Consider the following 21,528-nt stretch of genomic DNA (forward strand, 5'->3'; position numbering starts at 1 on the left):
GCGGTGATGTCGTGGTGGGTGACGCCGGGGGCGGATCGGGGGCGGTCACGGCGCTCCCGCCCGGGTCGGCGCCTCGACCGTGCCCTGCCCGCGCGGCCCCGCTGGCGACGACCTTGTCGGCCGGCCTGCTCTCCGCCGCGCGGTTCACGGGCGCGTTCGCGGGCGCGTACGGGCGCGAGGGACGGCCACCGGTTCAGCCCCGGGTACCACGGTGTTGGAGACGGTGCCGATGCCCTCGACGGTGAGGGTGAGGGTGTCGCCGGGCTTGAGCGGCGGCGGGTCCTGGCGGCCGCGTACCCCCCAGAGTTCGGCGAGGCAACCGCCGTTGCCGCAGGTGCCGGAGCCGAGTACGTCGCCGGGGCGTACCCAGGTGCCGCGGGAGGCGTAGGCGGTCATCTCCTCGAAGGTCCAGCTCATGTTGGACAGCAGGTCCTGGCCGACGACCTCGCCGTTGATCTCGGCGGTCAGCGCCAGCCGCAGGAATCCGTCGCTGTCGCGGTAGGGCTCCAGTTCGTCCGCGGTGACGAGGTAGGGGCCGAGGGTGGTGGCGGTGTCCTTGCCCTTGCAGGGGCCGAGGCGGACCTGCATCTCGCGGGACTGGAGGTCGCGGGCGGACCAGTCGTTGTAGATGGTGTAGCCGATGATGTGGTGGCGGGCCTGCTCGGGGGCGAGGTCGCGGCCCTCGCGGCCGATGACGGCGGCGACTTCGAGCTCGAAGTCCAGCACCTGGCTGCCGGGCGGCACGGGGACGTCGTCGTGAGCGCCGATGACGGCGTAGGGGTTGGTGAAGTAGAAGGTGGGCGCGTCGTACCAGGCGTCCGGGGCGCCCGGGACTCCGTCGATGCTTCGCCGTACACCTTCGACGTGCTCCTCGAAGGTGACGAAGTCGCGTACGGACGGCGGTTGGAGCGGCGGCAGCAATCGCACCTGGGAGACGTGCGGCCCGCGCGGCACGTCCAGACTTGCGTTGCCCGCCTTGCGCAGTGCCTCGGGACCGGCCTGGATCAGGTCGAGAAGCGTCCCCGTGCCGGGGCAGGGGGAGAGGACGCCGTCATCCTCGATGGTGGCGAGACGGCTGCGGCCGTGCTGTTCGTACGTGGCGAAACGCATGGCATTCCTAGGGAGCTGGGAGGGTTGACACAGGCCGGGGGCCCGGCGGCATGGCAGGCGGGGGAGTGCGCCGGGCCCCCGGTGTCATGGGGTCAGACCGGCGGAGCGACGAAGACGCCGCGGTCGACGTCGTTGAGCATTTCCTTGGCGACCATCTCGTTCATCGGGTTGGACGTGCCCCACTGGTCGGCGTTCTCGGGCTTCGTCAGGTCGTAGATGTGCGGGTGCCAGGTGTCCTCGTCCAGCTTTTCGAGCTCGGTGGTGTACTCCACGGTGTTGCCGTGCGGGTCGAGGAAGTACGTGAAGGTGTTGTCGCCCGCCATGTGCCGCCCGGGGCCCCAGATTTTGCGGGCGCCGGAGCGCATCACGCGGCCGGACCCGCGCATGTACTCGTCGATGCCGCGCATCTCGAAGGAGAGGTGCTGCAGGGAGGCGTGCGGACCGCTGGCGATCGCCATGGAGTGGTGCTGGTTGCTGATCCGCATGAAGTGCATGACGTCGCCCATGTGCGGCAAGGTCATCGTGTCGGACAGCCGGAAGTCGAGGTGCTGCTCGTACCAGGCGCGGGTGGCGTTGATGTCGGGGGAGTTCAGGACGACGTGCGAGAGACGGACCGGGATGGACTCCTTCTCCTCGATACGACGGTGCCGGCGCGCCTCGACGTCGGCCGAGACCTCGATGGTGCGGCCGTCGATGTCGAAGAAGCGGAAGCCGTAGCCGCCGCCGGGGGTGTCGACCTTGCCCGGTTGGCAGATCAACTGCACGCCACCCGCGAGGAGTTGCTCGGCGAGGGTGTCCACGTCGGCGGGGTTCGCGGCGCCGTAAGAGATGAGGTCGAGGCGCTTCTCCTCGGCCTTGCGGAGCCGGACGATGTACTGCTCGGGGGAGCCCTCGGCGGCGAGGAAGGAGATGCCGGAGTCATCGGCGACCTTGGTCAGGCCCCAGACGCCGGCGTAGAAGTCGAGTTGCTTGTCGTAGTCCGGCACGGCGAGGTCGACGTGGCGCAGGTGGGTGAGCAGACGTGTGCTCATGGTGGGGGTTCTCCTCTGTGCGGTTCAGATGGTTCAGACAAGGCGGAGCAGCGCTGCAGCGTTGCCGCCGCGTACGGCGTGGAAGTGGGGGGCGGGCAGGTCCGTGACGTCGCGCACAGCGCCGAGCGGGTCGTCGGTGCCCATGTCGAAGGGGAAGTCGGAGCCGAGCAGCACCCGGTCGGGGCCGGCCACCCGGATCAGCTCGCGCAGGACGTCCGGGTCGTGGACGAGGGAGTCGAAGTACAGCTGCCTGAGGTAGCTGCTGGGCGGGTGCGCGCAGCCGCGCGTGTCGGTGCGGGCGAGCCAGGCGTGGTCCGAGCGGCCGATGTGGGTGGGCAGATAGCCGCCGCCGTGGGCGGCGACGATGCGCAACCCCGGGTGCCGGTCCAGGACTCCGGAGAAGATCAGATGGGACAGCGCGACGGCGTTCTCGGTCGGCTGGCCGACGGTGTTGGACAAATACCACCGGTTGAGGCGCTCGTCGAGCGTGCAGCCGAAGGGGTGCAGGAAGAGGATCGCGCCGGATTCCTCGGCCCGTGTCCAGAACGGTTCGTACGCGGGGTCCGACAGTTCGCGTCCCGGCGCGTGGCTCGATATCTCGACACCGCGCAGGCCCAGGCCGAGGGCGTGTTCGAGGGCTTCGACGGCGAGGCCCGGGTGCTGGAGCGGGATGAGGCCGAGGCCGTGCAGCCGCTGCGGGGCCTGGGCGACGTGCGCTGCGGTGCCTTCGTTGGCCAGTTCCCACACCGTGCGGGCCAGGTCCTCGTCGGCCCAGTAGTGGTAGTGCGACGGCGACGGCGAGACCAGCTGGACGTCGATCCCGGAGGCGTCCATCGCGGCGAGCCGGGCCTTGACGTCGGTCAGCCTCGGGAAGCGGTCCCGGAACATCGGGCCGCTGACGGCGATGGCCTCGGGGCCGTTGCGGCGGGCGTCGAGATCGCGGGCCGCGGCCAGCCCGGGGTGTCCGGCGACGGCGTCCTCGACCTGAGGGAGCAGGACGTGCGCGTGGACGTCGATCGTGGGTGCGCTGTTCTGAGGACTCACGGGGTTCACGGAGTTCACGGCGTCTCCTGCAGGACTGCCATCGTGCGGCCCATCAGACCGGGTGCGTCGACGTCACGGGCGCCGTCCAGCTGCCACTGACCGAGTTGCACGGATGCCTCGACCACCATGCGGACACGGCCGATCCGGCGTTCGTAGAAGCCGGTCAGGAGGGCGTCCAGGGAACTCCAGTCCTGCTCCGCGGTGAGCATCTCGGCCAGTACAGAGGCGTCCTCCAGCGACATGGCCGCGCCCTGGGCGAGCGTGGGAGGACAGACGTGGGCCGCGTCACCGATCAGGACGACCCGGCCGCGGTGCCAGGAGCCCTCGACGAGCAGCCGCTCGAACCAGGTGTAGTTGACCTTGGCGGGGTCGGTGATGCTCGCGGCGATCTCCGGCCACGCACCCCCGTAGGGCGCGGCCAGCCGCCGCATCTCGTCCGCGTACGAGGCCGGGTCGATGGAGGCGCGGTCGCGGTTGGCCTCGACGAGGTAGGCGTAGATGGTGTTCTTGCTGGTGGGGCAGTAGCCGGCGATGTAGCACGGTCCGCCGTAGGACAGGTCCTTGCGCTTCACGCTCTCGGGGCGGGGCGCGGGGACGCGCCAGATGGCCATGCCCGTCGGTTCGGGCTTGTCGCTGATGCCGATCATGGCGCGCGTGCGGGAGCCGACGCCGTCGGCGGCGATGACAAGGTCGTAGCGGCTCTCGGTGCCGTCGCTGAACCGAGCGGTGACGCCGGACGCGTCCTGGACCAGTTCCTCGGCGGTGGTGCCGAGGCGTACCGCCGCGCCGCTCTCGCGAACGGCCTCACACAGAATCTCCTGCAGCCGGGGCCGCTGCATGCCGAAGATCGAGGGCAGGTCGTCCCCACCGGTGCGGAAGTCCTGCTGGACGTGGAACACGGTCCCGTCGGGCGCGGCCATGCCGACGGCGTCGACGGCGTAACCACTCTCCCGGACCTCGTCCCATACGCCGACTTCGCGCAGTACGCGCAGCGCGTTGCCCTGGAGGGTGATGCCGGAGCCGAGCACGTTCCAGTCGGGTTTGGCCTCGATCAGTTCCACGGCGATGCCCGCCCGCCGCAGCAGCACGGTCACGGCGTTGCCGGACGCGCCGCCGCCTATGACGAGGACGGTTCGGGCACGGGGGTCGTTCATGGGTTCTCCCTGAGGTGGTGCCGCGCGACTTCGAACGGCAAAGGGGGTGTTGCCGGCCGGGTGGGCGAGGGGGCGTAGCCGTCCGGGCGCGGTGCGCCCGGCAGCCCAGGGCGTTACTTGACGGCGATGGGGTTGACCGGTGAGCCGACGGACCCCGTGATGGGCAGTGGCGCTGCGGTGAGCCAGAACGCGTAACGGCCGTCGCCGGCGCAATGGGCGGCGAGGGCGTCGAGGTCCCACATCTCACCGATGAGCAGACCGATGTGGGGGATGGCGACCTGGTGCAGCGGCTGGAAGGCGTGGTCGAACTCGTTGGGCCGCACCTCGAAACCCCAGGTGTCGGTGGCGATCCCGGCGATCTCGCTGCGGTGCAGCCAGCCGGCCGTACTGAAGCTCAGTCCCGGCGCCGGTCCGCCTGCGTAGTCGCCCCAGCCTACGTGACGGGCGCGGGCCAGCCGCCCGGTGCGCACGAGGACCAGGTCGCCACGACCGACGATCACACCATGCGAGGCAGCGGTTGCGGTCAGGTGCTCCTCAGTGATGGCGAAGCCGTCGGGCAGTTCGCCGTCCTGGCCGATGACCAGACCCACGTCGAGGAGGACGCCTCGCCCGGCGACGTGCGATGCCATGTGCTCGATGCCGGTGACCAGGTCGCCTTCGGAGGTGACGACCTTCTCCGCCGGGCGGCCGTTCCACGCCATGCCGTGATCGAAGATGTGCCCGAGCCCGTCCCATTGGGTGGAGCACTGCAGGGGCATGGCGATCACGTCGTCGGCACCACCGAAACCGTGCGGAAAACCCTGACCGCCCAGAGCGGCGTCGGTGCCAGTGGCGAGCATCGTGTGCACCGGGTTCGTACGCCGCCGCCAGCCTTTCTGCGGGCCGTCCATGTCGAAGGCCTGGGACAAGGAGAAGCTGACACCGTCGCGGATCAGGGCCGCGCCCTCGCGGCGCTTGGCCTCGTCGAGGAAGTTGAGCGTGCCGAGCACGTCGTCCTCGCCCCAGCGGCCCCAGTTCGAGTACGCCTTCGCGGCCTCGGCGATCGCCGCCTCGGGATCCGTACGGTCGATACGGGCGGCGGTCATCGTGCGTCCTCTGCGACACAGCGGGTGCGCTGAGCGCCGAGCCCGGTGACCGAGCCGTCCATCACGTCGCCGTCGCGCAGCAGCCGGCCCCAGTGGATGCCGTTGCCGGCCGGGCTGCCGGTCAGCACCAGGTCGCCGGGGAGGAGTCGGGCGGTCTGGGAGATGTACGAGACCAACCGTGCGACACCGAAGATCATGTCCTTGGTGGACTCGTCCTGCATGGTCTCGCCGTTGAGTTTCAGGGTGACCCGCAGGTCGGACGGGTCGGCGATGGAGCCGGCCGGGACGATCCACGGGCCGAGCGGGGTGAAGCCGGGGGCGTTCTTGCTGCGCAGCCAGTCGGTGCCGATCGGGGGCATGTCCCGGCGGAAGACGCTCGCGCGGTCGGTCAGGTCGTTGGCGATGGTGTAGCCCGCGACGTACTCCAGCGCCTCGTCCACGGTGACTCGGTAGGCGGGGCGGGAGATCACCGCGGCCACCTCCAGCTCCCAGTCGGGCTTCTCGGCCCAGGCGGGCAGCACCACGTCGTCATATGGGCCGCTGATCGTGGTCGGCAGGCCGATGAAGACGTACGGGAGGTCCTCGGCGGCCCGCCTGTCCATGACCGCCGCGACCTCGGCGCGGGCCTCCTCGACGGTGCCCGGGGCGTCGGGGGCGCGGTGTGCGACCGCCAGGTCGATCACGTGCTGCCGGTAGTTGGCGCCGGACTGGAAGATCTGCCGGGGTTCGACGGGCGTGTGCACCGTCATCTCCGCCAGCGGCCGCCAGTCGCGCGTCGGGTCCCCGGCGAGGGTGTGCAGCCGTGGCAGCTCCTCGTCCCAGCGCTCCAGGAGCGTGAGCGTGGTCAACGCGGGTGCGTCCAGTGCCGTGCGCAGGTCGAGCGCTCGGCCGTCCGGCGTCACGAGGCCCGGGAACCTGGTCTCGCCCGGCGCCGAAAGGGTGCCGATGGCGAACGGTCCGGAGAAGGGGGTGAAGGGTGCCGACGTGGCTGCGGATGTCACGGAGATTTCCTCCCGATTGCGGTGCCACTAATCTGGCCCGGTAGATTGCAATCAGGGAAATCGATTTCCTGTATAGGTGAATCCAGCCGGTGAATACCGATGGGGCCGGCTCCGGAATTGGGATGCTTTGTGAACTTGGCCAGCCTGGACCTCAACCTCGTCGTTGCCCTGCGCGCCCTCCTGCAGGAGCGCAACGTCACCAGGGCCGGCCAGCGCATCGGGCTCAGTCAACCCGCGATGAGCGCCGCTCTGGCCCGGCTGCGCCGCCACTTCGACGACGACCTGCTCGCCCGGGTGGGCGGAGGGTACGAACTGACCGCCCTCGGGCGGGCCCTCCTCGACCGGACCACCACCGCGTGCGACCTGCTGGAGCGCGTCTTCGCCAGTCAGGCAGAATTCGACCCCTCCCGCGAGGAACACGAGTTCACGCTGATCGCCTCGGACTACGCGGTCGCCGTCTTCGGCACCGAACTCGCCCGCACCGTCCAAGCCGAGGCACCAGGCATCCGGCTCAGGTTCAAACAGGTGCCGAACGAAATCATCGACGACACCGGGTCGCTGCTCAGCACCGTGGACGGGCTATTGCTGCCCCACGGCATCATTCGCGGCTTCCCCACGGTCGAGCTCTACCAGGACAGCTGAGTCTTCCTCGTCGCGGACGACAACCCGGAGGTCGGCGAGCAGCTCACCCTCCACGACCTGGCCCGACTGCCGTGGGTGACGTACCAACGAGCCTACGATGCCCCCGCCGCCCGTCAGATTGCCATGCTCGGCATCGAGCCGCGCGTGGCGGTCTCCGTCGACAGTTTCCAGCTGATGCCACTCCTGGTCGCGGGCACCCGCCGGGTAGCTCTGCTTCAAAGGCGTCTCGCCGACGAGCTGGACGGACTCGCACACGTCCGCATCATGGAACCGCCCTATGACGCCGTGCCGATCCAGCAGGCCTTGTGGTGGCATCCGGTCCACATGCACGACGCGGCGCACATGTGGCTGCGGGAGACGACGGCCCGGGTCGCCGAGATGATGGAAGCCGGTCGGCCTACGATCTCCCGTCCGCCGAAATGAGGGTGGGGCCATGCCCTGCAGAGGCGGATGACATTTCCAGGCCGCAGCCGACGCCGGACGGGCGGCCGCCGCGTGGATCCGGTGTGAACAGCTGCTGCGGCTCTGGCCGGTTCGCCGGTTCGTTCCTGTACCGCAGGTTCCGCTCCGCCGTCAGGGAGGAGGGCCGCTGCTGCCCCGCACGACCAGTTCGGGCAGCAGCGCGACCAGGGTTCCGGTTCTCGGCCGGCCCTCGATCTGGGCGACGAGGAGTTCCAGCGCGCGACGCCCGGCCTCGCCGAAGTCCTGCCGCACCGTGGTCAACGGGGGCCACACGTATTCGGCCTCGGGGATGTCGTCGTAGCCGACCAGGCTGACGTCGCCCGGCACGTCGCGGCCCGCCTCGCGCAGGGCGCGCAGCACTCCGAGGGCCATCTGGTCGTTGGCGGCGAAGACGGCGGTGACACCGGGTATGTCGGCCAGTCGCCGCCCTTGTTCGTAGCCCGACCGTGCACTCCAATCGCCCCTTAGCGGGTGCGGTGGCGTTCTGTCGGCGGCGACCAGGGCTTCTCGCCAGGCGCGTTCGCGGGCTCGGGCCGATGGCTGGTCGCTCGGCCCTGCGACGTGCCACACGGTGTCGTGGCCGAGAGCAAGCAGGTGCTCCGTGGCCTGGCGTGCTCCTGTCGTCTGTTCGAGTCCGATCACCGGGACGCCCTCCTGTTCGATGTCGACGTCGAGCGCGACCGCGGGCCGGTCGGCGGGAAGGTGCCGCAATGCCTGCGCGGTCCAGTCGTGCGGCGCCGCGAGAATGAGGCCGGCGACCGCTTGGGAGACGAGGCCCTCCACGACGGCTCGGGCGGGCAATGGGTCGCCGGAGCGCAACGTGGTGATCTGCACGGCGTAGCCGGCTTGGCGAGCCGCCTGTTCGACGCCGAAGACCGTTGCCGCGGGACCGTACTGGGCGGTGTCGAAACTCACCACCGACAGCACCTGCGACCTGCCGGTCACCAGTGCCTGCGCAAGCCTGTTGGGTCGGTAGCCGAGTTCGGCTGCGACAGCGAACACACGAGCGCGAGTGTCGTCACCGACCCCGGGCCGCTCGTTCAGTACGCGGGAGACGGTCATCGCCGAGACACCCGCTCGCCGTGCCACGTCGCCGAGCACCACGGGCCGGTCACTGGCCGTGGAGGACGACGTGATGCCGTTCGCGTCGGATCCGGCACCAGGTCGAGGAGCGTCGCGCATCGAGGCACGTTAACGTTAACGTGCCGTCTCCACAAGTCCCTGGTGGGACATTATGTTTTTAGCCTGGCGCCTGTTGTCATGACTGCGGCATGACTTTATCTTCTCGTCTGGAAGAAGCGGAACCAGATCTTCGAATATTCCGTCGAAGCGCTTCGACTGGAAATTCGACAAGCACGGTCGCCATACCTGCGTCGAGGGTGCGGAATGGCCCACCATCTCAACGGCCGTCGAATTCATTTCGATTGGCCTTCGCGTCACGCGCACCGTTCCCGGCTTCGGTCGGCGCGCGCTCGATCATCGATCCGATCACAGAAGGTGCGATGAAAATCTATCGCCTGGAGTGGGGCGCCCTGTTTGCGGCTCTTGCACTCGTCTTCGCCGTTCCGAACGTCGCCTCGGCGGCGTCGGGCACGTACTACTTCAAGCATTTCACCACCACCGGAGGCAGTGACACCAGCTGGTACACCAACGACAATTCCTGGGGTGTGAACTCCGCGGACGCCAACGGTTTCACCGTCATGGTCAACGGCGAGGACTGGGGTACCCGGTCACCGGTGACCGGGTACCCCAAGCGGCTCAGTGCGGTCAACCCCGGCAACAACTCGTGGTTCTCCCAGACGTCGTCCCCGCGGCCGGGCGTGTACTACGACGCCACCTACGACATCTTCATCGACCCCACCGCGGCACCGACGAACCGCAATTCCCAGAACGAGTTGATGATCTGGCTCAACTGGTCGAACGCGCAGCCGCTGTCCGACTGCTACGACGCCTCGGGGAGCGCCGTGCCCACCAGGACGAACGCCAGCCTCGGCGGGCGCACCTGGGACATCTACACGTACAGCTGGCCAAGTGGTGGACACACCATCAGCTACCTGGACACCGGAAGGTCCGGATGGTGGTCCGGCAGCCTCTCCCCGTTCCTCAACTGGGGTGTCAGCAACGGCTATTACACCAGCAGCCAGTACCTCAACAGCGTCATGGCCGGCTGGGAGTACGGCCCTGGCACCTACACGGCCACCTCCTGGGGCGCGGTCGGATTCTGAGCACTGAGCCGACGCGGGTGCCCGAGCCGGCCCCGCAACGGAAACGTGCGGGAGCCCACCCCGCGCCACACGCTCCAGCAGGGTGTCGAGCCGCCATGGTCGCCACGGCTCGGCGTCAGGTGCATCCACGTGGTCTTGGCATCCCAGGACCGGAAGAGAGAAAACGTCAATGGCTGTGAAGACGATGAAGATCAGAGCCGTCCTCGTTGCCGTCATCATGGCAGCGGCCGCATCTGTTTGCGGCTCGGCGGATCAGGCGTCTGCCGACACACTGGCCCAGTTGGACGCATTGCAGATTGTTGCCGATATGGGCGCGGGCTGGAATCTGGGGAACCAGCTCGAAGCAAACACCAACGGATATCCCAGCGAGACAGCGTGGGGTCAGCCGGCGGTCACGCAAGCTCTCATCGACAAGGTGCGGGCTGCAGGATTCAAGACGATCCGGATCCCTGTCTCCTATCTGCGTGACATAGGGGCCGGCCCGAATTACACGATCAACTCGTCTTGGCTGAACAGAGTCCAGGAAGTCGTCAACTACGCCTACAGTCGAGGCATGTATGTAGTGATCAACATGCACGGCGACGGCTACAAGTCGGTCAACGGCTCCTGGCTGATCTGTGACTCGTCCTCCCAGACGGAAATCAAGGCCAAGTACCAGAAGGTCTGGCAACAGATCGCGTCGAAGTTCCAGAGCTACGACCAGCACCTGATCCTGGAGTCCATGAACGAAGAGTTCACCGGGGACTTCGGCCAACCGACCCAACCGTGCTACTCGAATATCAACAGCTATAATCAGATCTTCGTGGACACGGTGCGGAAAGCCGGCGGCAACAACAGTTCACGATGGTTGCTCATCCCCGGCTGGAACACAAACATCGACTACACCGCGGGCAACTACGGCTTCGCGCTTCCGGCCGATCGCTATCGATCCTCCTCCGTTCCCAGCAACCAGCAGAGGATCATGATCTCCGTGCACTACTACGATCCGTGGGACTTCGCCGGTACGGAAAGCGGGGCCATCACGCAGTGGGGCCCGACTGCGATCAACCCGTCAAAGACGTCCACCTGGGGGCAGGAGGACTATCTGGACGCGCAGTTGAAGAAAATGCATGACGGATTCGTCACGAAGGGATACCCGGTAGTCATCGGTGAGTACGGAGCGATCGACAAGTCGTCGTTCGACTCAGCGAACAACGGATACCGTGCTGACTTTGCGCACACCCTCGTGGCCACAGCCAAGAAGTACGGGGAAGTCAGCGTCTACTGGGACAACGGTGTGAACGGACAGTACGGGTTCGGCCTGTTCGACCGACGTTCCTACACCGTGATCCAACCGGGCATCGTCAACGCCGTCATGAGCGGCGTTGGGCAGTGACAACGGCATGGGCCTGAACCAGGATGACCAGGTGCCGACATCGTGGCCATTGAACGGGTGGCGATGTCAGATGCCGCACCGCACAAGGCTCCCCTGTCGTTGAGGAAGGTGTTCGAAGTCTCAACTCATCGGCGTGGGAGCCCTGTTGGTTGCCCATCCTGTCGTGCTCGATCACCCCATGCACCGGGTGAACGCCAGGGCATCCCGGTCCTCCACGGCCGTGCCCCCACGGGAACCGGCCGGTGAGTGACGACACCCTTCAGACGCGCACCGGGCCGTGGCCTCACGGCCACCCGACAAGCCGGCAACCGCGCGCTGTTGAATCCAAGGGGCGCGAGTCGCCCGACATACGCGATGGCCGTCATGCGGAGATCACCGTTGTGGCGAGGTGAGGACGCCGCGCGACAGCGCGACGGTGACGGCTGCGGTGCGGTCGTTGACACCCAGTTTGACGAAGGTTCGCAGCAGGTGCGTCTTCACCGTCGCCTCGCCGATGTACAGCTGCCGACCGATCTCGCCGTTGGACAGACCCCGCGCGACGAGGCCGAGTACCTGAACCTCGCGTGGGGTCAGCTGCTCCCCGGCCGGAGCCTGAAGGTGAGTCACCAGCCGGGCGGCCACCGGCGGGGCGAGGACGGTTTCACCGCGGGCCGCCGCCCGGATCGCGTCGGTCAGGGTACCGATCGGGGTGTCCTTGAGCAGGTAACCGGTGGCGCCGGCCTCGATCGCCGGCAGGATGTCGGCGTCACCTTCGTAGGTGGTGAGCACGAGCACGCGAATGCCGGGGTGCTCCTGACGGATGTGCGCCGTCGCGGTGGCGCCATCGGTACCCGGCATCCGCAGGTCCATCAGGACGACGTCCGGGCGCATCGCGGCGGCGAGGACGATCGCCTCGTCGCCGGAGCCGGCCTCGCCGACGACCCGCAGGTCGTCGTAGGCCTCGAGCATGCCGCGGAGGCCGAAGCGTACGACGGGATGGTCATCGACAATCAGGATCTGGACAGTCATCGAGACGGTTCCGCCCGCTCAGTGGTCGGGTGTGGAGCTGAGATCGAGCACAGGCTGCAGGCTACGCTCCGCCTGCTCGGCCGGGGGCGGCGGCAGCTCGACCCGCACCGTGGTGCCCTGGCCGGGAGCCGATCGCACCGTGCAGGTTCCGCCGAGGGTGGAGGCGCGGGTGCGCATGCCGAGCAGGCCGTATCCACCCCGGACGGTGGCCGGGTCGAAGCCTTGGCCGTCGTCGGTCACGGCCAGTGCCATGAGGTCGGAATCGTGGCGCAGTTCGATCCGCACCGTCGTGGCGGCGGCGTGCCTGCCGATGTTGGCCAGGGACTCCTGCGCGGTGCGCAGGAGGGCGATGTCGGTGCCGGTGGATGTGCCGGACCGCTCGCCGACGATCGAGACCTCGACGCGCGTACCCGTGTCGCGAGCATGCCGGGCGGCTAGCCGGTCCAGCGCATCCGCGAGGCTGCGGCCGGTCAGGTCGACCGGGGCCGATGCGGCGATCAGCGAGCGTGCCTCCGCGAGGTTCTCGCGGGCGGTCTTCTCGAGGATGTCGAGCTGGCCGTCGGCGGCCGTCGGATCACGGCGCAGGGTCGTCCGTGCGACCTGGGCGAGCATGAGGATGCTGGTGAAGCCCTGTGCCAGGGTGTCGTGGATCTCGGCAGCCAGGCGTTCGCGTTCGGCATGGACGCCGGCCTCGTGGCCTGCGCGTTCCAATGCGGCCCGCGTCCGGGTCAGTTCCTCGATCAGCGCGGCCCGCTTGCGGTTCTGCTCGCGGATGCCGGTCAGATAGGCGCCCACGAGGATCGTCACGGTCATGGGTGCCAGAACGGTCACGCCGACCATCGCCGGCGTGTAGCGGCTGACTCCGGCCCGCGCCACCATGGCCCAGGCGAGCTCGGCGTAGAGGACCAACAACAGCGGTAGGCGTACCCGCCACCTCGCGACCATCACGAACAGCTGTGGGCAGAGCGCGAACAGCAGTGCGCCGGCGATCGGGGCGATGGCGAGCAGGAGCGGGAACGCGACCGCCAGGACGGCGAAATAGGCCGCACCCCAACGCTCGTCGCGGTTTTCCATGGCCCGCGGAGCGACCAGGGCGTAGCAGGCGACGATGACAGTGAGCGTACCGAGGGCCAGTAGGCGTTGTCCGAGCGCCACGGAGACGTCGGCCGCTATGGCGACGGCAAGCGGTATCGCGACGGCGCCGACGAGGACATGCCATCCGACGCGGTAGCGGTGTCCGAAGTCGACGGTGCTGCGCACTGTCACGACCTGCCCACTTTCGCCCACCGAGATCTGGCCGCCAGTTTACGGGCGCCCGGATCCACAGTGCCCGACTCGGTGTCGAGGAGCGTCCACGCACCAGTGGAGCCTTGCGTACGTCGATCGGTTGACAACGGGGTCCCACCACACGTTGTCGCGGCTGGGGCCACAGAACCGTCACGCTCGATGTCGAGCACTTCGGCTCCACACCTGGAGATACCCCATGAAGAAGAACTGGTTCGTCCTCGGCCTCGGCGCACTGCTTGCCTTTGTCGGCGTGGGCTGGACCTTGCAGGGACTCGACGTCATGAAGGGCTCGGCGATGAGCGGCGTGACGCTGTGGGCGGTCGTCGGGCCGGTCGTGGCGATCGTCGGTCTGGTCGTGCTGGGTGTCGGCTTCGCCCGGCTGCGCCGGGTGAGCCGATAAGCGCCGATCAGATGTCCGGTATAGACATGGAGTCGCAGAAGACGGATCGGCCGGCGCCGGGAAGGCCGCCCAAGCAGTGGTACGGCGAGCTTGCCGGCGTCGCGGCCACCGCACTCGCCCTGGGCCTCGGTGAGTTGGTGGCAGCCGCGACGGGCGGGCCGTCAGCGCCCCTTGTGGCGGTGGGTGGCGTCGCCGTGGACGCGGCGCCGACCCCGGTCAAGGAGTTCGCCGTCGCGGTGTTCTACACGTACGACAAGCTGGCACTGCAGGCGGGAATCGTGCTGGTGTTGGCGGTGTTCGCCGCGTTCATCGGTGTACTGGCCATGCGCCGGCTCTGGTACGGGCTGGTCGGCGTCGCTGTGTTCGGGATGATCGGCGTACTCGCGTCAGCCACCCGGCCTAGCGCCACGTGGGCGTACCCGGTGCCGACAGTGGCCGGTGCTCTGGCCGCTGCCGGCCTCCTGGTGTTGCTGCGCCGCACCCTGCCGCGCCGTGCCCCGGTATCGGCGGAGGACCTGGGGGACGACACCGGCCCGGATACGGACGGGGTGGCGCAGGAAGTCCCCGCCCCTGTACAGGGCGGCCGTTCGCCGTCGTCGGATGCCGACCCCCCGGTGGTGGACGGCGCGGGACAGCCACCGGGCCGACGGAGGTTTCTCGCGCTGGCGGTCGGGGCGATCGGTGCGGCCGCGGTGGCCGTACCGGGCGGACGCCGGCTCTGGGCACAGCGTGTGGCCGCGGCCCGGGCCGCGGTGGTTCTCCCGTCGCCGTCGAGCCCGGCAGCACCCTTGCCCGCCAAGGTCTCCGTCGGCGTGCCCGGAGTGGAGCCGTTTGTGACCAGTACCGCGGACTTCTACCGGATCGACACCGCTTTGACGGTGCCGCAGATGGAACCGAAGGACTGGCGGCTGAGCATTCATGGCCGGGTGAGACGGCCGCTGACGCTGACCTACGAGCAATTGCTGGCACGGCCGATGGTGGAGCGCTACATCACGCTGGCGTGCGTGTCCAACGAGGTCGGCGGCGAGTTGGTCGGCAACGCGCGGTGGTTGGGGGTACCGATCAAGGATCTGCTGGATGAAGTCGAGCCGGATGACAGCGCGGATCAGGTGGTGAGCCGTTCCGTGGACGGCTACACGGCCGGCACACCGACGGCGGCGTTGCGTGACGGGCGGGACGCGTTGCTGGCGGTCGGGATGAACGGGGAGCCACTGCCGGTCGAGCACGGATTTCCGGTCCGGATGGTGGTGCCCGGGCTGTACGGATACGTATCGGCGACGAAGTGGCTGACGGAGCTGGAGCTGAGTCGTTTCTCGGACTTCAGCGCCTACTGGGTACGGCGGGATTACGCGGTGCTGGCTCCGGTGAAGACACAGTCGCGGATCGACACACCGGCTGCGGGCAGGCGTCTGGAGCAAGGTCTGGTGATGGTGGCCGGGGTGGCGTGGGCGCAACATCGTGGGGTGTCCGCGGTGGAGGTCCGCGTGGATGACGGGCCATGGCAGCGGGCACAGCTCGCGGCGGTGCCGTCGGTGGACACATGGCGGCAGTGGAGCTGGCCGTGGCAGGCGACGCCCGGCGAGCATCGGCTGCACGTACGCGCCACCGACAACACGGGCCAGGTGCAGACAGGACAGGTGCACGAGCCGTTGCCCGACGGGGCGACCGGCCGGCACACGATCAAGGTCACGGTTGCCTGAGCATTTCCCGCCGGGCGGGGTTCCCGCCTGAAGGCTCGAATCTTCAAAGGGCTGCGGCTGTCGCCGCGGTGAGCGACTGGGCTGCTGATAGCGCCGCTCGTACTCACCGAACACCGAGGTGGCCCGTCGGCGGATGATCTTGGGGTCGGACAACCGCTCGCTACCAGCACGAGTAGGAGATCCACAGCGGCTCGCGAGCCTGCCCCCGACCGCGTCGGCACAGAGTACGAGCGCAAGGTGCCAGTGCCCGAGCACACCTGGCAGGAGCCTGGCTGGTGCCTCACGTTCGAGGCGATCCCGAGCATTCCCGGCAAGCGAGGTGACCCGTCGAGCAGGACGATCGGCATCTACCCGCGATGTGGTTGGACGACGAATCGAGCCTTGTGTTCGACGCGGTCAAGAGGAAGGGAGGGAAGTGCGGCGATCTCGCCGTCGAGCCGGGGCCGGGGCCGGGCGCCCGCGCAGGGCAGCGGAGGCGCCCGCCTGCGCGTCGCGGTCCGGCGGCCCCGGCCCTCCTTCACATACCGATCCGCGCCGCGATGACCGGTGCCAGCCGGTCCGCGATGACGCGGTGCCCCTGGTCGTTGGGGTGGACCGAGTCCGTCAGGTCGCCCGAACCCAGCCAGCCGGTGGTGTCGACGAAGGAGACCCGGGAGTCCCCGCCGTCGACGGCTGCCTTGACCGCCGCCTGGGTCTGCGGGACGTACCGGCCGCGGAAGGTCTCCAATGCGAAGATCCACGCCTGTGGGTACGCGGTGCGGACCTTGCGCAGCAGGCTGGTGTACGCCGTCTGGAACTGCGCGGAACTGACCCCGTGCCCCACGTCGTTGGTGCCGAGGTTGATGACGACCGCGTTCGCCTGGTATCGGGAGAAGTCCCAGTCGGGGGTGGCCGCGTTCGGGTTGAGCTTGGTGAACTGCCGTTCCAGGCCGACGCATCCGTCCGCCGCGGCGACCAGACAGGCGCCGCCCTGGGCGATCTGGGTGTGCTCGGTGCCGAGCCGTTCCCCGATCAGCCAGCCGTACGCGGTGCGGGCGTTCTGCGACGAGGTCGTCCCCACCGTGATCGAGTCGCCGACGAACTCGATCAGCTTGCCGGGCGCCGACGGTGCGAACGTCGTGGCGCCGCTGTCGAGGACCAGCCCCTGAAAGACGGCGTCACCCCGGTACGAACCGGCGACCACCTGGTAGTTGACCTGCAGGGTGTGGTTGCCGGCGGACAGCGGGGAGGGCGTCAGGTTCACCGTCCCCCTGACGTCGTCGTAGAACTTCACCGGGCCGTTGTCGATCCTCGCCCAGAAGTCGATCGTCCCGCGCTGCTTGAGCTGGACGGTCCGGCCGGTGAAGCCGACCCGGTAGTAGGCGCCCGCCCAGTACGGGGTGTAGGCGGTGGAGGTCCTGGTGTCCCAGCGGCCCACGAACTTGATGTTCGGGTCGCCGGGTTGGCCGGGAGCGGCCGCCAGGGTGGACGCGGGGTCGCCGAGTCGGGCGGCGATGACGGGGGCGAGGCGGTTCGCGAACTTGGTGTGGCCCGCTTCGTTGGGATGCCCGTTGCCGTCCTCGTAGTCGGTCCCGTCGGTCAGCCAGCCCGCGGTGTCGACGTAGTGCACCCCGCTGTCGCCGGCGTTGGTGCGGGCGGTGACGGCCGCCTTGGTCTCGTTGACGTAGCGCTTCTTGAGCGTCTGCACAGCGAACAGACGCGCGTTCGGGTACGTGGCGCGCAGGTCGGCGAGGAACTTGGTGTACGCCGACCGGAAGGCGGCGCCGGTCACTCCGTGGCCAATGTCGTTGGTGCCCAGGTTGATGACGACGGCGTCCGCCCGGTACCGGGAGAAGTCCCAGTTCTGGCCGCCCGCGCTCGCCGTCCTGAAGAACTGTGTGCTCAGGCCCGTGCATCCGGACTGGGCGACGAGGCAGTAGCCGGATCGGGCGATCTGGGTGTGGCGCGCCCCCAGTCGCTCGCCGGTCTTCCAGGCGTACGAGTCCAGTGCGAGCCGGTCCGTGAGCGCGCCGGCGGTGATGGAATCGCCGACGAACTCGACGAGCCTGGACGGGGTGTTCGGCGCGACCGTGCGCGCACCGGGGTCCAGCACCAGGCCCTGGAAGACGGTGTCGCCGGAGCGGTACGAGATGCGCAGGGTGTGGGTGCCGGCGGACAACGGCCGGGGAGTGAGGTTCACCGTGCCGCGCACGCCCGCGTGGAAGACGTCGGGGCCGCCGTCGATGCTGGCGTACAGGTTGACCGCGTCTCTCGCCTTGACCTTCACCGTGGTGCCGGTGAAGGCCGTCTGCAGGTAGGCGCCGGTCCAGGAGGGCACCGCCGCCGTGCCTGCGCTGGTGTCCCAGCGCCCGACGTAGGCGATGTTGGGGTCGGAGACCGAGCCGTCACCCGGCGCGGCCTGGGCGGGGGAGCTTCCCGTCCAGGACAGCAGGCAGGCGACGAGAACGGCCGTGACGAGCGCAGGGAGGGTACGGGCGAGGTGGCGTAAGGAGGTGACATGGGGGGTGGCGTGGGGGGTGGTCTGCACAGGGGTCCCTTTCGGCTGGGGTGGGAGCGCTCCCAGAAGCAGCCTTTCGAGAGAAGCAATGAAACGGTTCAGCGTCAAGGGTTCGCGTGAGGCAGGCAATTCACCGCTGCAGCTGGCGTTCGGCTGAGTTCTCGGCGGTGGAGGGTGTCAGTCCTGTTTGCTACTGCCAGACGTACCAACAGCAGTGGTACGTATCGGAGTCGTCCCAAAACTGTCTACTCGTTGTATCGCGCAGCGTGAAGCACAGTGGATGCCGTGCCGCAGCGAAGGCCTGGTGGAGCGGCTACCGATCGTACTCAAACTGGCCGCCACACTCCTCCAGAGCTGATGATCCGCATCGTCCGCCGCGGCGGGAACTATGTCACGTGACGTCGGTTCGACCGGCACCGCTGGGACACGGCAGACCAATACACCGCCTGGCGCGACTGCTCACGCTGGCAGTCGCCCACGCACCCTCAAGGAGACCCCTTTGTCCCGCCGTTTCCTCTTCATCCTCGGCAGTGAACACGGCGGTCACCCTGGCCGGCCGCACGACCCCCGACCGGCCGGTGTTTCCTCGACAACCTCGGCAACGCCCTCATGGACCGCTACGAACGCGACGCCAACCCGGACGACCTCGACACGGGTCTCGCCGCCCATGCCGAGGCCCTGGACCTGCTGCCCGCGCCGGCGCCGGAACGCGGCCGGATCGCTGCCAACACCGGGGGCGCGCTGTGGCGCCGCTGGTGACCGAGCGGCAGGCGGGAGGACCTGGACGAGGCAATCTCCCTGTTGCGGGAGGCGGTCGACGCGACGCCCCCGCTCGTCCCCGAACCGTCCGCTGCGGCTGAACAACCTCGGCTGCTTCCTGCGCGACCTGCACGGCCTCACCGGGACGGAGGATGACCGGCGGGCCGCCGCGGCGGCGCTGGATGGCTTGGTTTCGTTGCTGTAGCCAGCCGCCCAGGATGACTCCTCCAGCACCGATCACAGCTCCTGCGAGGCCGATCAGCTCCGTCCACATTCCCGATCCCATGGTGGTCATCCTGCCTGGCGCAAAAGTTGGCCGAGGCTGATCCCGTCAAGTCATCGGTGGGCGGCTCACGCCTGACCCGGGAAGTCCTCCAGGAAGCCGTCCGAGTACTGCAGGAGGTGCCGGTACGCCATCTCCTGATCGTCATACATCCGGGACAGCTCATGGAGCCGGGCCCCGTAGTACTCCACCAGCCCTCCACAGCAAGGAGTTGCGTTCCCTGCTGGCTGACGATGTGCGCGGCGTCATCTCCACGACTGTCCACAAGTTCGCGGACGCCGGCAAGAACCTGTCGACCCGCCGCAACATCATCGTGCTGGTCGATGAGGCACACCGCACCCAGTCATCCGAGGAAGAGTCCCTGGCAGGGCAGATGCGCGCAGCGTTGCCGCACGCGAAGTTCTTCGGCATGACCGGCACACCCGTCAGGAACCTCACCACCAACACCTTCGCCCTCTTCGGTGAGGAGACCGACCCGAACAGGGTGCTGCACCGGTATTCGGTATCCCGGTCTCTCCAGGACGAGGCAACTGTTCCAGTCATGCTGGACCCGCACCCGGTCACCTTCGAGATGAACGACCGGGCCCTACAGGCCGAGTTCGACCAGTTCGCCGACGAATTCGACCTCGACGACCCCGACCGTGAAACCTTGTCCCGCAAGTTCGGGCGCCTCACCTCGGTGTTCGCCAACCCCGAACGCATCCACACGGTCTGCCAGGACATCGTCGACCACTACCTGGCCGGCACCTACCGCAATGGCCTCAAGGCGCAGGTCGTCGCCTACAACCGTGAGCTGGCCGTGGCATACACGGACAAGCTCAACGAGCTGCTGGCCAGCTTCGAGGCGGCGCAGGTACTCGCCGAGGTCGGCAAGCACGATCGGATCACCGCAGAGGTGAATATCCATGTTTCGGACGCCAAGACCGAGGAAGCGGCCATGCGGCCCTACCGGCTCTCCGAGGTCGACGAGGAGGACCAGAAGCGGCGATTCCTCACTCCCGATGACCCGCTGTGCTTCCTGGTCGTGACGGCCAAGCTGATGACTGGGTTCGACGCTCCCAACGAGGGCGTCCTCTACCTGGACAAGCCAATGAAGGCTCACAACCTGTTCCAGACGATCACCCGCCCGAACCGCACCTGGGTGTCCCCGGCCGGATTCGTGAAGACCACCGGCGTGGTCGTGGACTACATCAGCCTGGCCGAAGAGGTCCAGCGTGCGGTCGTCGACCCCACCTCGGAGGGGTCCGCCGGCAAAGGAGGCGGGTTCGTCACCGACCTGACCGATCTGGTCGCCGAGTTTCGCACCACCTTCGCCCGCATCGAAGACCTCCTCGCAGACGTGGACGGCCTGGACCTCACGGCCCACGGATACGAGTCCGTACGTGTCATCAACGGCTTCCTGGACGCCAACCCTGACGCCGCCGAGGTCTTCAGCAAGAACTACCGGCTTCTAGCCCGCCTGTATCCACTCATCAACACGGACAAGCGGGTCGCCAAGTACCAGGACGGGTTCGGGCTCTTCGGGTCTGCGTACACGACCCTGTTCAAGAAGTCTTCCGACGAGGAAAGGAAGGAGCGACTGGGCGAGCTGGGGCCGATGGTCCTGGAGATAATCAACGCCCACGTCCACTCCTTCTCGGTGGCCGCCTCCCAGGAAGAAGCCCTCGTCCTGGATGCCCAGGGCATCACGATCCTCAAGGAACTGCTGACCCTCGTCCGTCCCAAGCCCGACAAGGACGACAGTGAGGACAAGAGGCCACCGTCGGCGGCGGAGATCCTGGACCACATCAAGGCCGCCCTCGAGAAGGGCGTCGAACCGGGGTCCGCGAAGTACACCGCCCTGGCAGAGCGGATCAGGCAACTGCGGGACCGGATCATCCAGAACGCTCAAGATGCCCTGGAGTTCCTGGCCGAAGCACTCCGGGTCGCCCGTGCCATCGTGAACGCCGAGAAGCACCCCGACGAAGCCGTCGTACTGGACGACGACCACGTGGGTGTCCTGTCGCGGATCATCCACGACCACGCGCCGCCCGGCCTCACCGTCACGGAGCAGAACCTGGCCGAGGAGATCGACCAGGTGGTCAAGCGCACCCTCGCCCAGTCATGGGACAACGCCGAGGCCCGCAATCGCGGCGTCCGCCGCGCCACCGCCGCAGTCTTCCGCCGGTACATGTTGAAGCCGGTGGGAGAGCCCTACGGCTCCACCGTCGCCTACGTCGAAGCCCACTATCTCGTCGATTGACGTGCGCAACGAGGCCCGGCAACCTGCGGCGGTTGCCGGGCCTCGTTGCGCTGCTTGGGCCTTGATCTGTCTCCTGCTCGGCGCCGTTTTCGTCATCACTCCAGCTGGCGCCGCTACAACGGGGGCAGGACTGTGGCGTCGCACACGGTGATGTGGAGGGCGTGAAGTGACTGCGTCTGGGTGGGGCGGACGACCTCCAGACTCTGGGCACCCTCGCGGAGCC

17 protein-coding genes and 1 pseudogene are annotated in these 21,528 nt (G+C 68.2%); 7 read left to right on the forward strand and 11 right to left on the reverse strand.

Translation table 11 applies throughout. The features are described 5' to 3' along the window. Positions 1-144 precede the first annotated feature (144 nt). From RKD20_RS38700 to RKD20_RS38725, 6 genes are all read right to left on the reverse strand, one after another. On the reverse strand, positions 145-1,110 hold the full coding sequence (locus RKD20_RS38700) for a fumarylacetoacetate hydrolase family protein (protein WP_424881750.1): 966 nt from the start codon (positions 1,108-1,110) through the stop codon (positions 145-147). Positions 1,111-1,202: 92 nt separating this feature from the next. Continuing rightward, positions 1,203-2,141: a VOC family protein gene (locus tag RKD20_RS38705; RefSeq protein WP_075662371.1), complete on the reverse strand. Its 939-nt coding sequence runs from the start codon at positions 2,139-2,141 to the stop codon at positions 1,203-1,205. A gap of 33 nt (positions 2,142-2,174) precedes the next feature. Next, positions 2,175-3,203, reverse strand: a complete 1,029-nt coding sequence (locus tag RKD20_RS38710; RefSeq protein ID WP_424881751.1) for an amidohydrolase family protein — start codon at positions 3,201-3,203, stop codon at positions 2,175-2,177. Continuing rightward, on the reverse strand, positions 3,200-4,339 hold the full coding sequence (locus RKD20_RS38715; RefSeq protein ID WP_424881752.1) for an FAD-dependent oxidoreductase: 1,140 nt from the start codon (positions 4,337-4,339) through the stop codon (positions 3,200-3,202). Before RKD20_RS38715 ends, RKD20_RS38710 begins: the two co-directional genes overlap by 4 nt. 113 nt (positions 4,340-4,452) lie before the next feature. Beyond that, positions 4,453-5,424, reverse strand: a complete 972-nt coding sequence (locus tag RKD20_RS38720; protein ID WP_424881753.1) for a cyclase family protein — start codon at positions 5,422-5,424, stop codon at positions 4,453-4,455. Next, a complete protein-coding gene (locus tag RKD20_RS38725) occupies positions 5,421-6,425 on the reverse strand; it encodes a fumarylacetoacetate hydrolase family protein (RefSeq protein ID WP_424881754.1) in 1,005 nt (334 codons plus the stop codon). Before RKD20_RS38725 ends, RKD20_RS38720 begins: the two co-directional genes overlap by 4 nt. A gap of 129 nt (positions 6,426-6,554) precedes the next feature. Here RKD20_RS38725 and RKD20_RS38730 point away from each other — a divergent pair. Further along, a pseudogene (locus RKD20_RS38730) lies at positions 6,555-7,490 on the forward strand (LysR family transcriptional regulator). 150 nt (positions 7,491-7,640) lie between these two features. On the opposite strand, the gene RKD20_RS38735 reads toward RKD20_RS38730, so the two are convergent. Beyond that, the gene (locus tag RKD20_RS38735; RefSeq protein ID WP_424881755.1) at positions 7,641-8,711 is read right to left on the reverse strand and encodes a LacI family DNA-binding transcriptional regulator; all 1,071 of its coding nucleotides are present in this window, start codon (positions 8,709-8,711) and stop codon (positions 7,641-7,643) included. A 320-nt stretch (positions 8,712-9,031) separates the two neighbouring features. Here RKD20_RS38735 and RKD20_RS38740 point away from each other — a divergent pair, with 320 nt between their 5' ends. Beyond that, on the forward strand, positions 9,032-9,754 hold the full coding sequence (locus tag RKD20_RS38740; RefSeq protein ID WP_424881756.1) for a GH12 family glycosyl hydrolase domain-containing protein: 723 nt from the start codon (positions 9,032-9,034) through the stop codon (positions 9,752-9,754). 169 nt (positions 9,755-9,923) lie between these two features. Next, on the forward strand, positions 9,924-11,129 hold the full coding sequence (locus RKD20_RS38745) for a glycoside hydrolase family 5 protein (RefSeq protein ID WP_424881757.1): 1,206 nt from the start codon (positions 9,924-9,926) through the stop codon (positions 11,127-11,129). Positions 11,130-11,501: 372 nt separating this feature from the next. Here RKD20_RS38745 and RKD20_RS38750 read toward each other — a convergent pair whose 3' ends face one another. Further along, entirely contained in the window at positions 11,502-12,137 is a 636-nt protein-coding gene (locus RKD20_RS38750; protein WP_424881758.1) for a response regulator, read from the reverse strand. 18 nt (positions 12,138-12,155) lie between these two features. Beyond that, complete coding sequence (locus tag RKD20_RS38755; RefSeq protein ID WP_424881759.1) at positions 12,156-13,403, reverse strand: sensor histidine kinase; 1,248 nt, start codon at positions 13,401-13,403, stop codon at positions 12,156-12,158. A gap of 217 nt (positions 13,404-13,620) precedes the next feature. On the opposite strand from RKD20_RS38755, the gene RKD20_RS38760 reads away from it, so the two are divergent. After that, positions 13,621-13,824: a hypothetical protein gene (locus RKD20_RS38760; RefSeq protein ID WP_037682106.1), complete on the forward strand. Its 204-nt coding sequence runs from the start codon at positions 13,621-13,623 to the stop codon at positions 13,822-13,824. Between the two features lie 26 nt (positions 13,825-13,850). Then, positions 13,851-15,524, forward strand: coding sequence for a molybdopterin-dependent oxidoreductase (locus tag RKD20_RS38765; RefSeq protein WP_424881760.1), 1,674 nt, complete (start codon positions 13,851-13,853; stop codon positions 15,522-15,524). A 517-nt stretch (positions 15,525-16,041) separates the two neighbouring features. On the opposite strand, the gene RKD20_RS38770 is transcribed toward RKD20_RS38765, so the two are convergent. Then, complete coding sequence (locus tag RKD20_RS38770) at positions 16,042-18,051, reverse strand: GDSL-type esterase/lipase family protein (RefSeq protein ID WP_424881761.1); 2,010 nt, start codon at positions 18,049-18,051, stop codon at positions 16,042-16,044. A 579-nt stretch (positions 18,052-18,630) separates the two neighbouring features. Between RKD20_RS38770 and RKD20_RS38775 the strand changes: the two genes are divergently transcribed. After that, positions 18,631-18,780: a hypothetical protein gene (locus tag RKD20_RS38775; protein ID WP_424881762.1), complete on the forward strand. Its 150-nt coding sequence runs from the start codon at positions 18,631-18,633 to the stop codon at positions 18,778-18,780. 351 nt (positions 18,781-19,131) lie between these two features. Here the strand turns inward: RKD20_RS38775 and RKD20_RS38780 are convergent, their stop codons facing one another. Then, positions 19,132-19,254, reverse strand: coding sequence for a hypothetical protein (locus tag RKD20_RS38780; protein WP_424881763.1), 123 nt, complete (start codon positions 19,252-19,254; stop codon positions 19,132-19,134). Positions 19,255-19,274: 20 nt separating this feature from the next. On the opposite strand from RKD20_RS38780, the gene RKD20_RS38785 reads away from it, so the two are divergent. Further along, positions 19,275-21,305 (forward strand): type I restriction enzyme subunit R domain-containing protein, encoded by a 2,031-nt coding sequence (locus tag RKD20_RS38785; RefSeq protein ID WP_424881764.1) that lies wholly within the window; start codon positions 19,275-19,277, stop codon positions 21,303-21,305. The last annotated feature ends 223 nt before the right edge of the window (positions 21,306-21,528 follow it).

This window comes from Streptomyces sp. SLBN-8D4 (assembly GCF_049739545.1).
Classification (GTDB): domain Bacteria; phylum Actinomycetota; class Actinomycetes; order Streptomycetales; family Streptomycetaceae; genus Streptomyces; species Streptomyces canus_C.

Bases quoted from the DNA above. Each gene is read 5' to 3' on its own strand.
- RKD20_RS38700 (WP_424881750.1), bottom strand. From the start codon at position 1,110: ATGCGTTTCGCCACGTACGAACAGCACGGCCGCAGCCGTCTCGCCACC.
- RKD20_RS38705 (WP_075662371.1), bottom strand. From the start codon at position 2,141: ATGAGCACACGTCTGCTCACCCACCTGCGCCACGTCGACCTCGCCGTG.
- RKD20_RS38715 (WP_424881752.1), bottom strand. From the start codon at position 4,339: ATGAACGACCCCCGTGCCCGAACCGTCCTCGTCATAGGCGGCGGCGCG.
- RKD20_RS38720 (WP_424881753.1), bottom strand. From the start codon at position 5,424: ATGACCGCCGCCCGTATCGACCGTACGGATCCCGAGGCGGCGATCGCC.
- RKD20_RS38735 (WP_424881755.1), bottom strand. From the start codon at position 8,711: ATGCGCGACGCTCCTCGACCTGGTGCCGGATCCGACGCGAACGGCATC.
- RKD20_RS38740 (WP_424881756.1), top strand. From the start codon at position 9,032: ATGAAAATCTATCGCCTGGAGTGGGGCGCCCTGTTTGCGGCTCTTGCA.
- RKD20_RS38745 (WP_424881757.1), top strand. From the start codon at position 9,924: ATGGCTGTGAAGACGATGAAGATCAGAGCCGTCCTCGTTGCCGTCATC.
- RKD20_RS38750 (WP_424881758.1), bottom strand. From the start codon at position 12,137: ATGACTGTCCAGATCCTGATTGTCGATGACCATCCCGTCGTACGCTTC.
- RKD20_RS38760 (WP_037682106.1), top strand. From the start codon at position 13,621: ATGAAGAAGAACTGGTTCGTCCTCGGCCTCGGCGCACTGCTTGCCTTT.
- RKD20_RS38765 (WP_424881760.1), top strand. From the start codon at position 13,851: ATGGAGTCGCAGAAGACGGATCGGCCGGCGCCGGGAAGGCCGCCCAAG.
- RKD20_RS38775 (WP_424881762.1), top strand. From the start codon at position 18,631: ATGGACCGCTACGAACGCGACGCCAACCCGGACGACCTCGACACGGGT.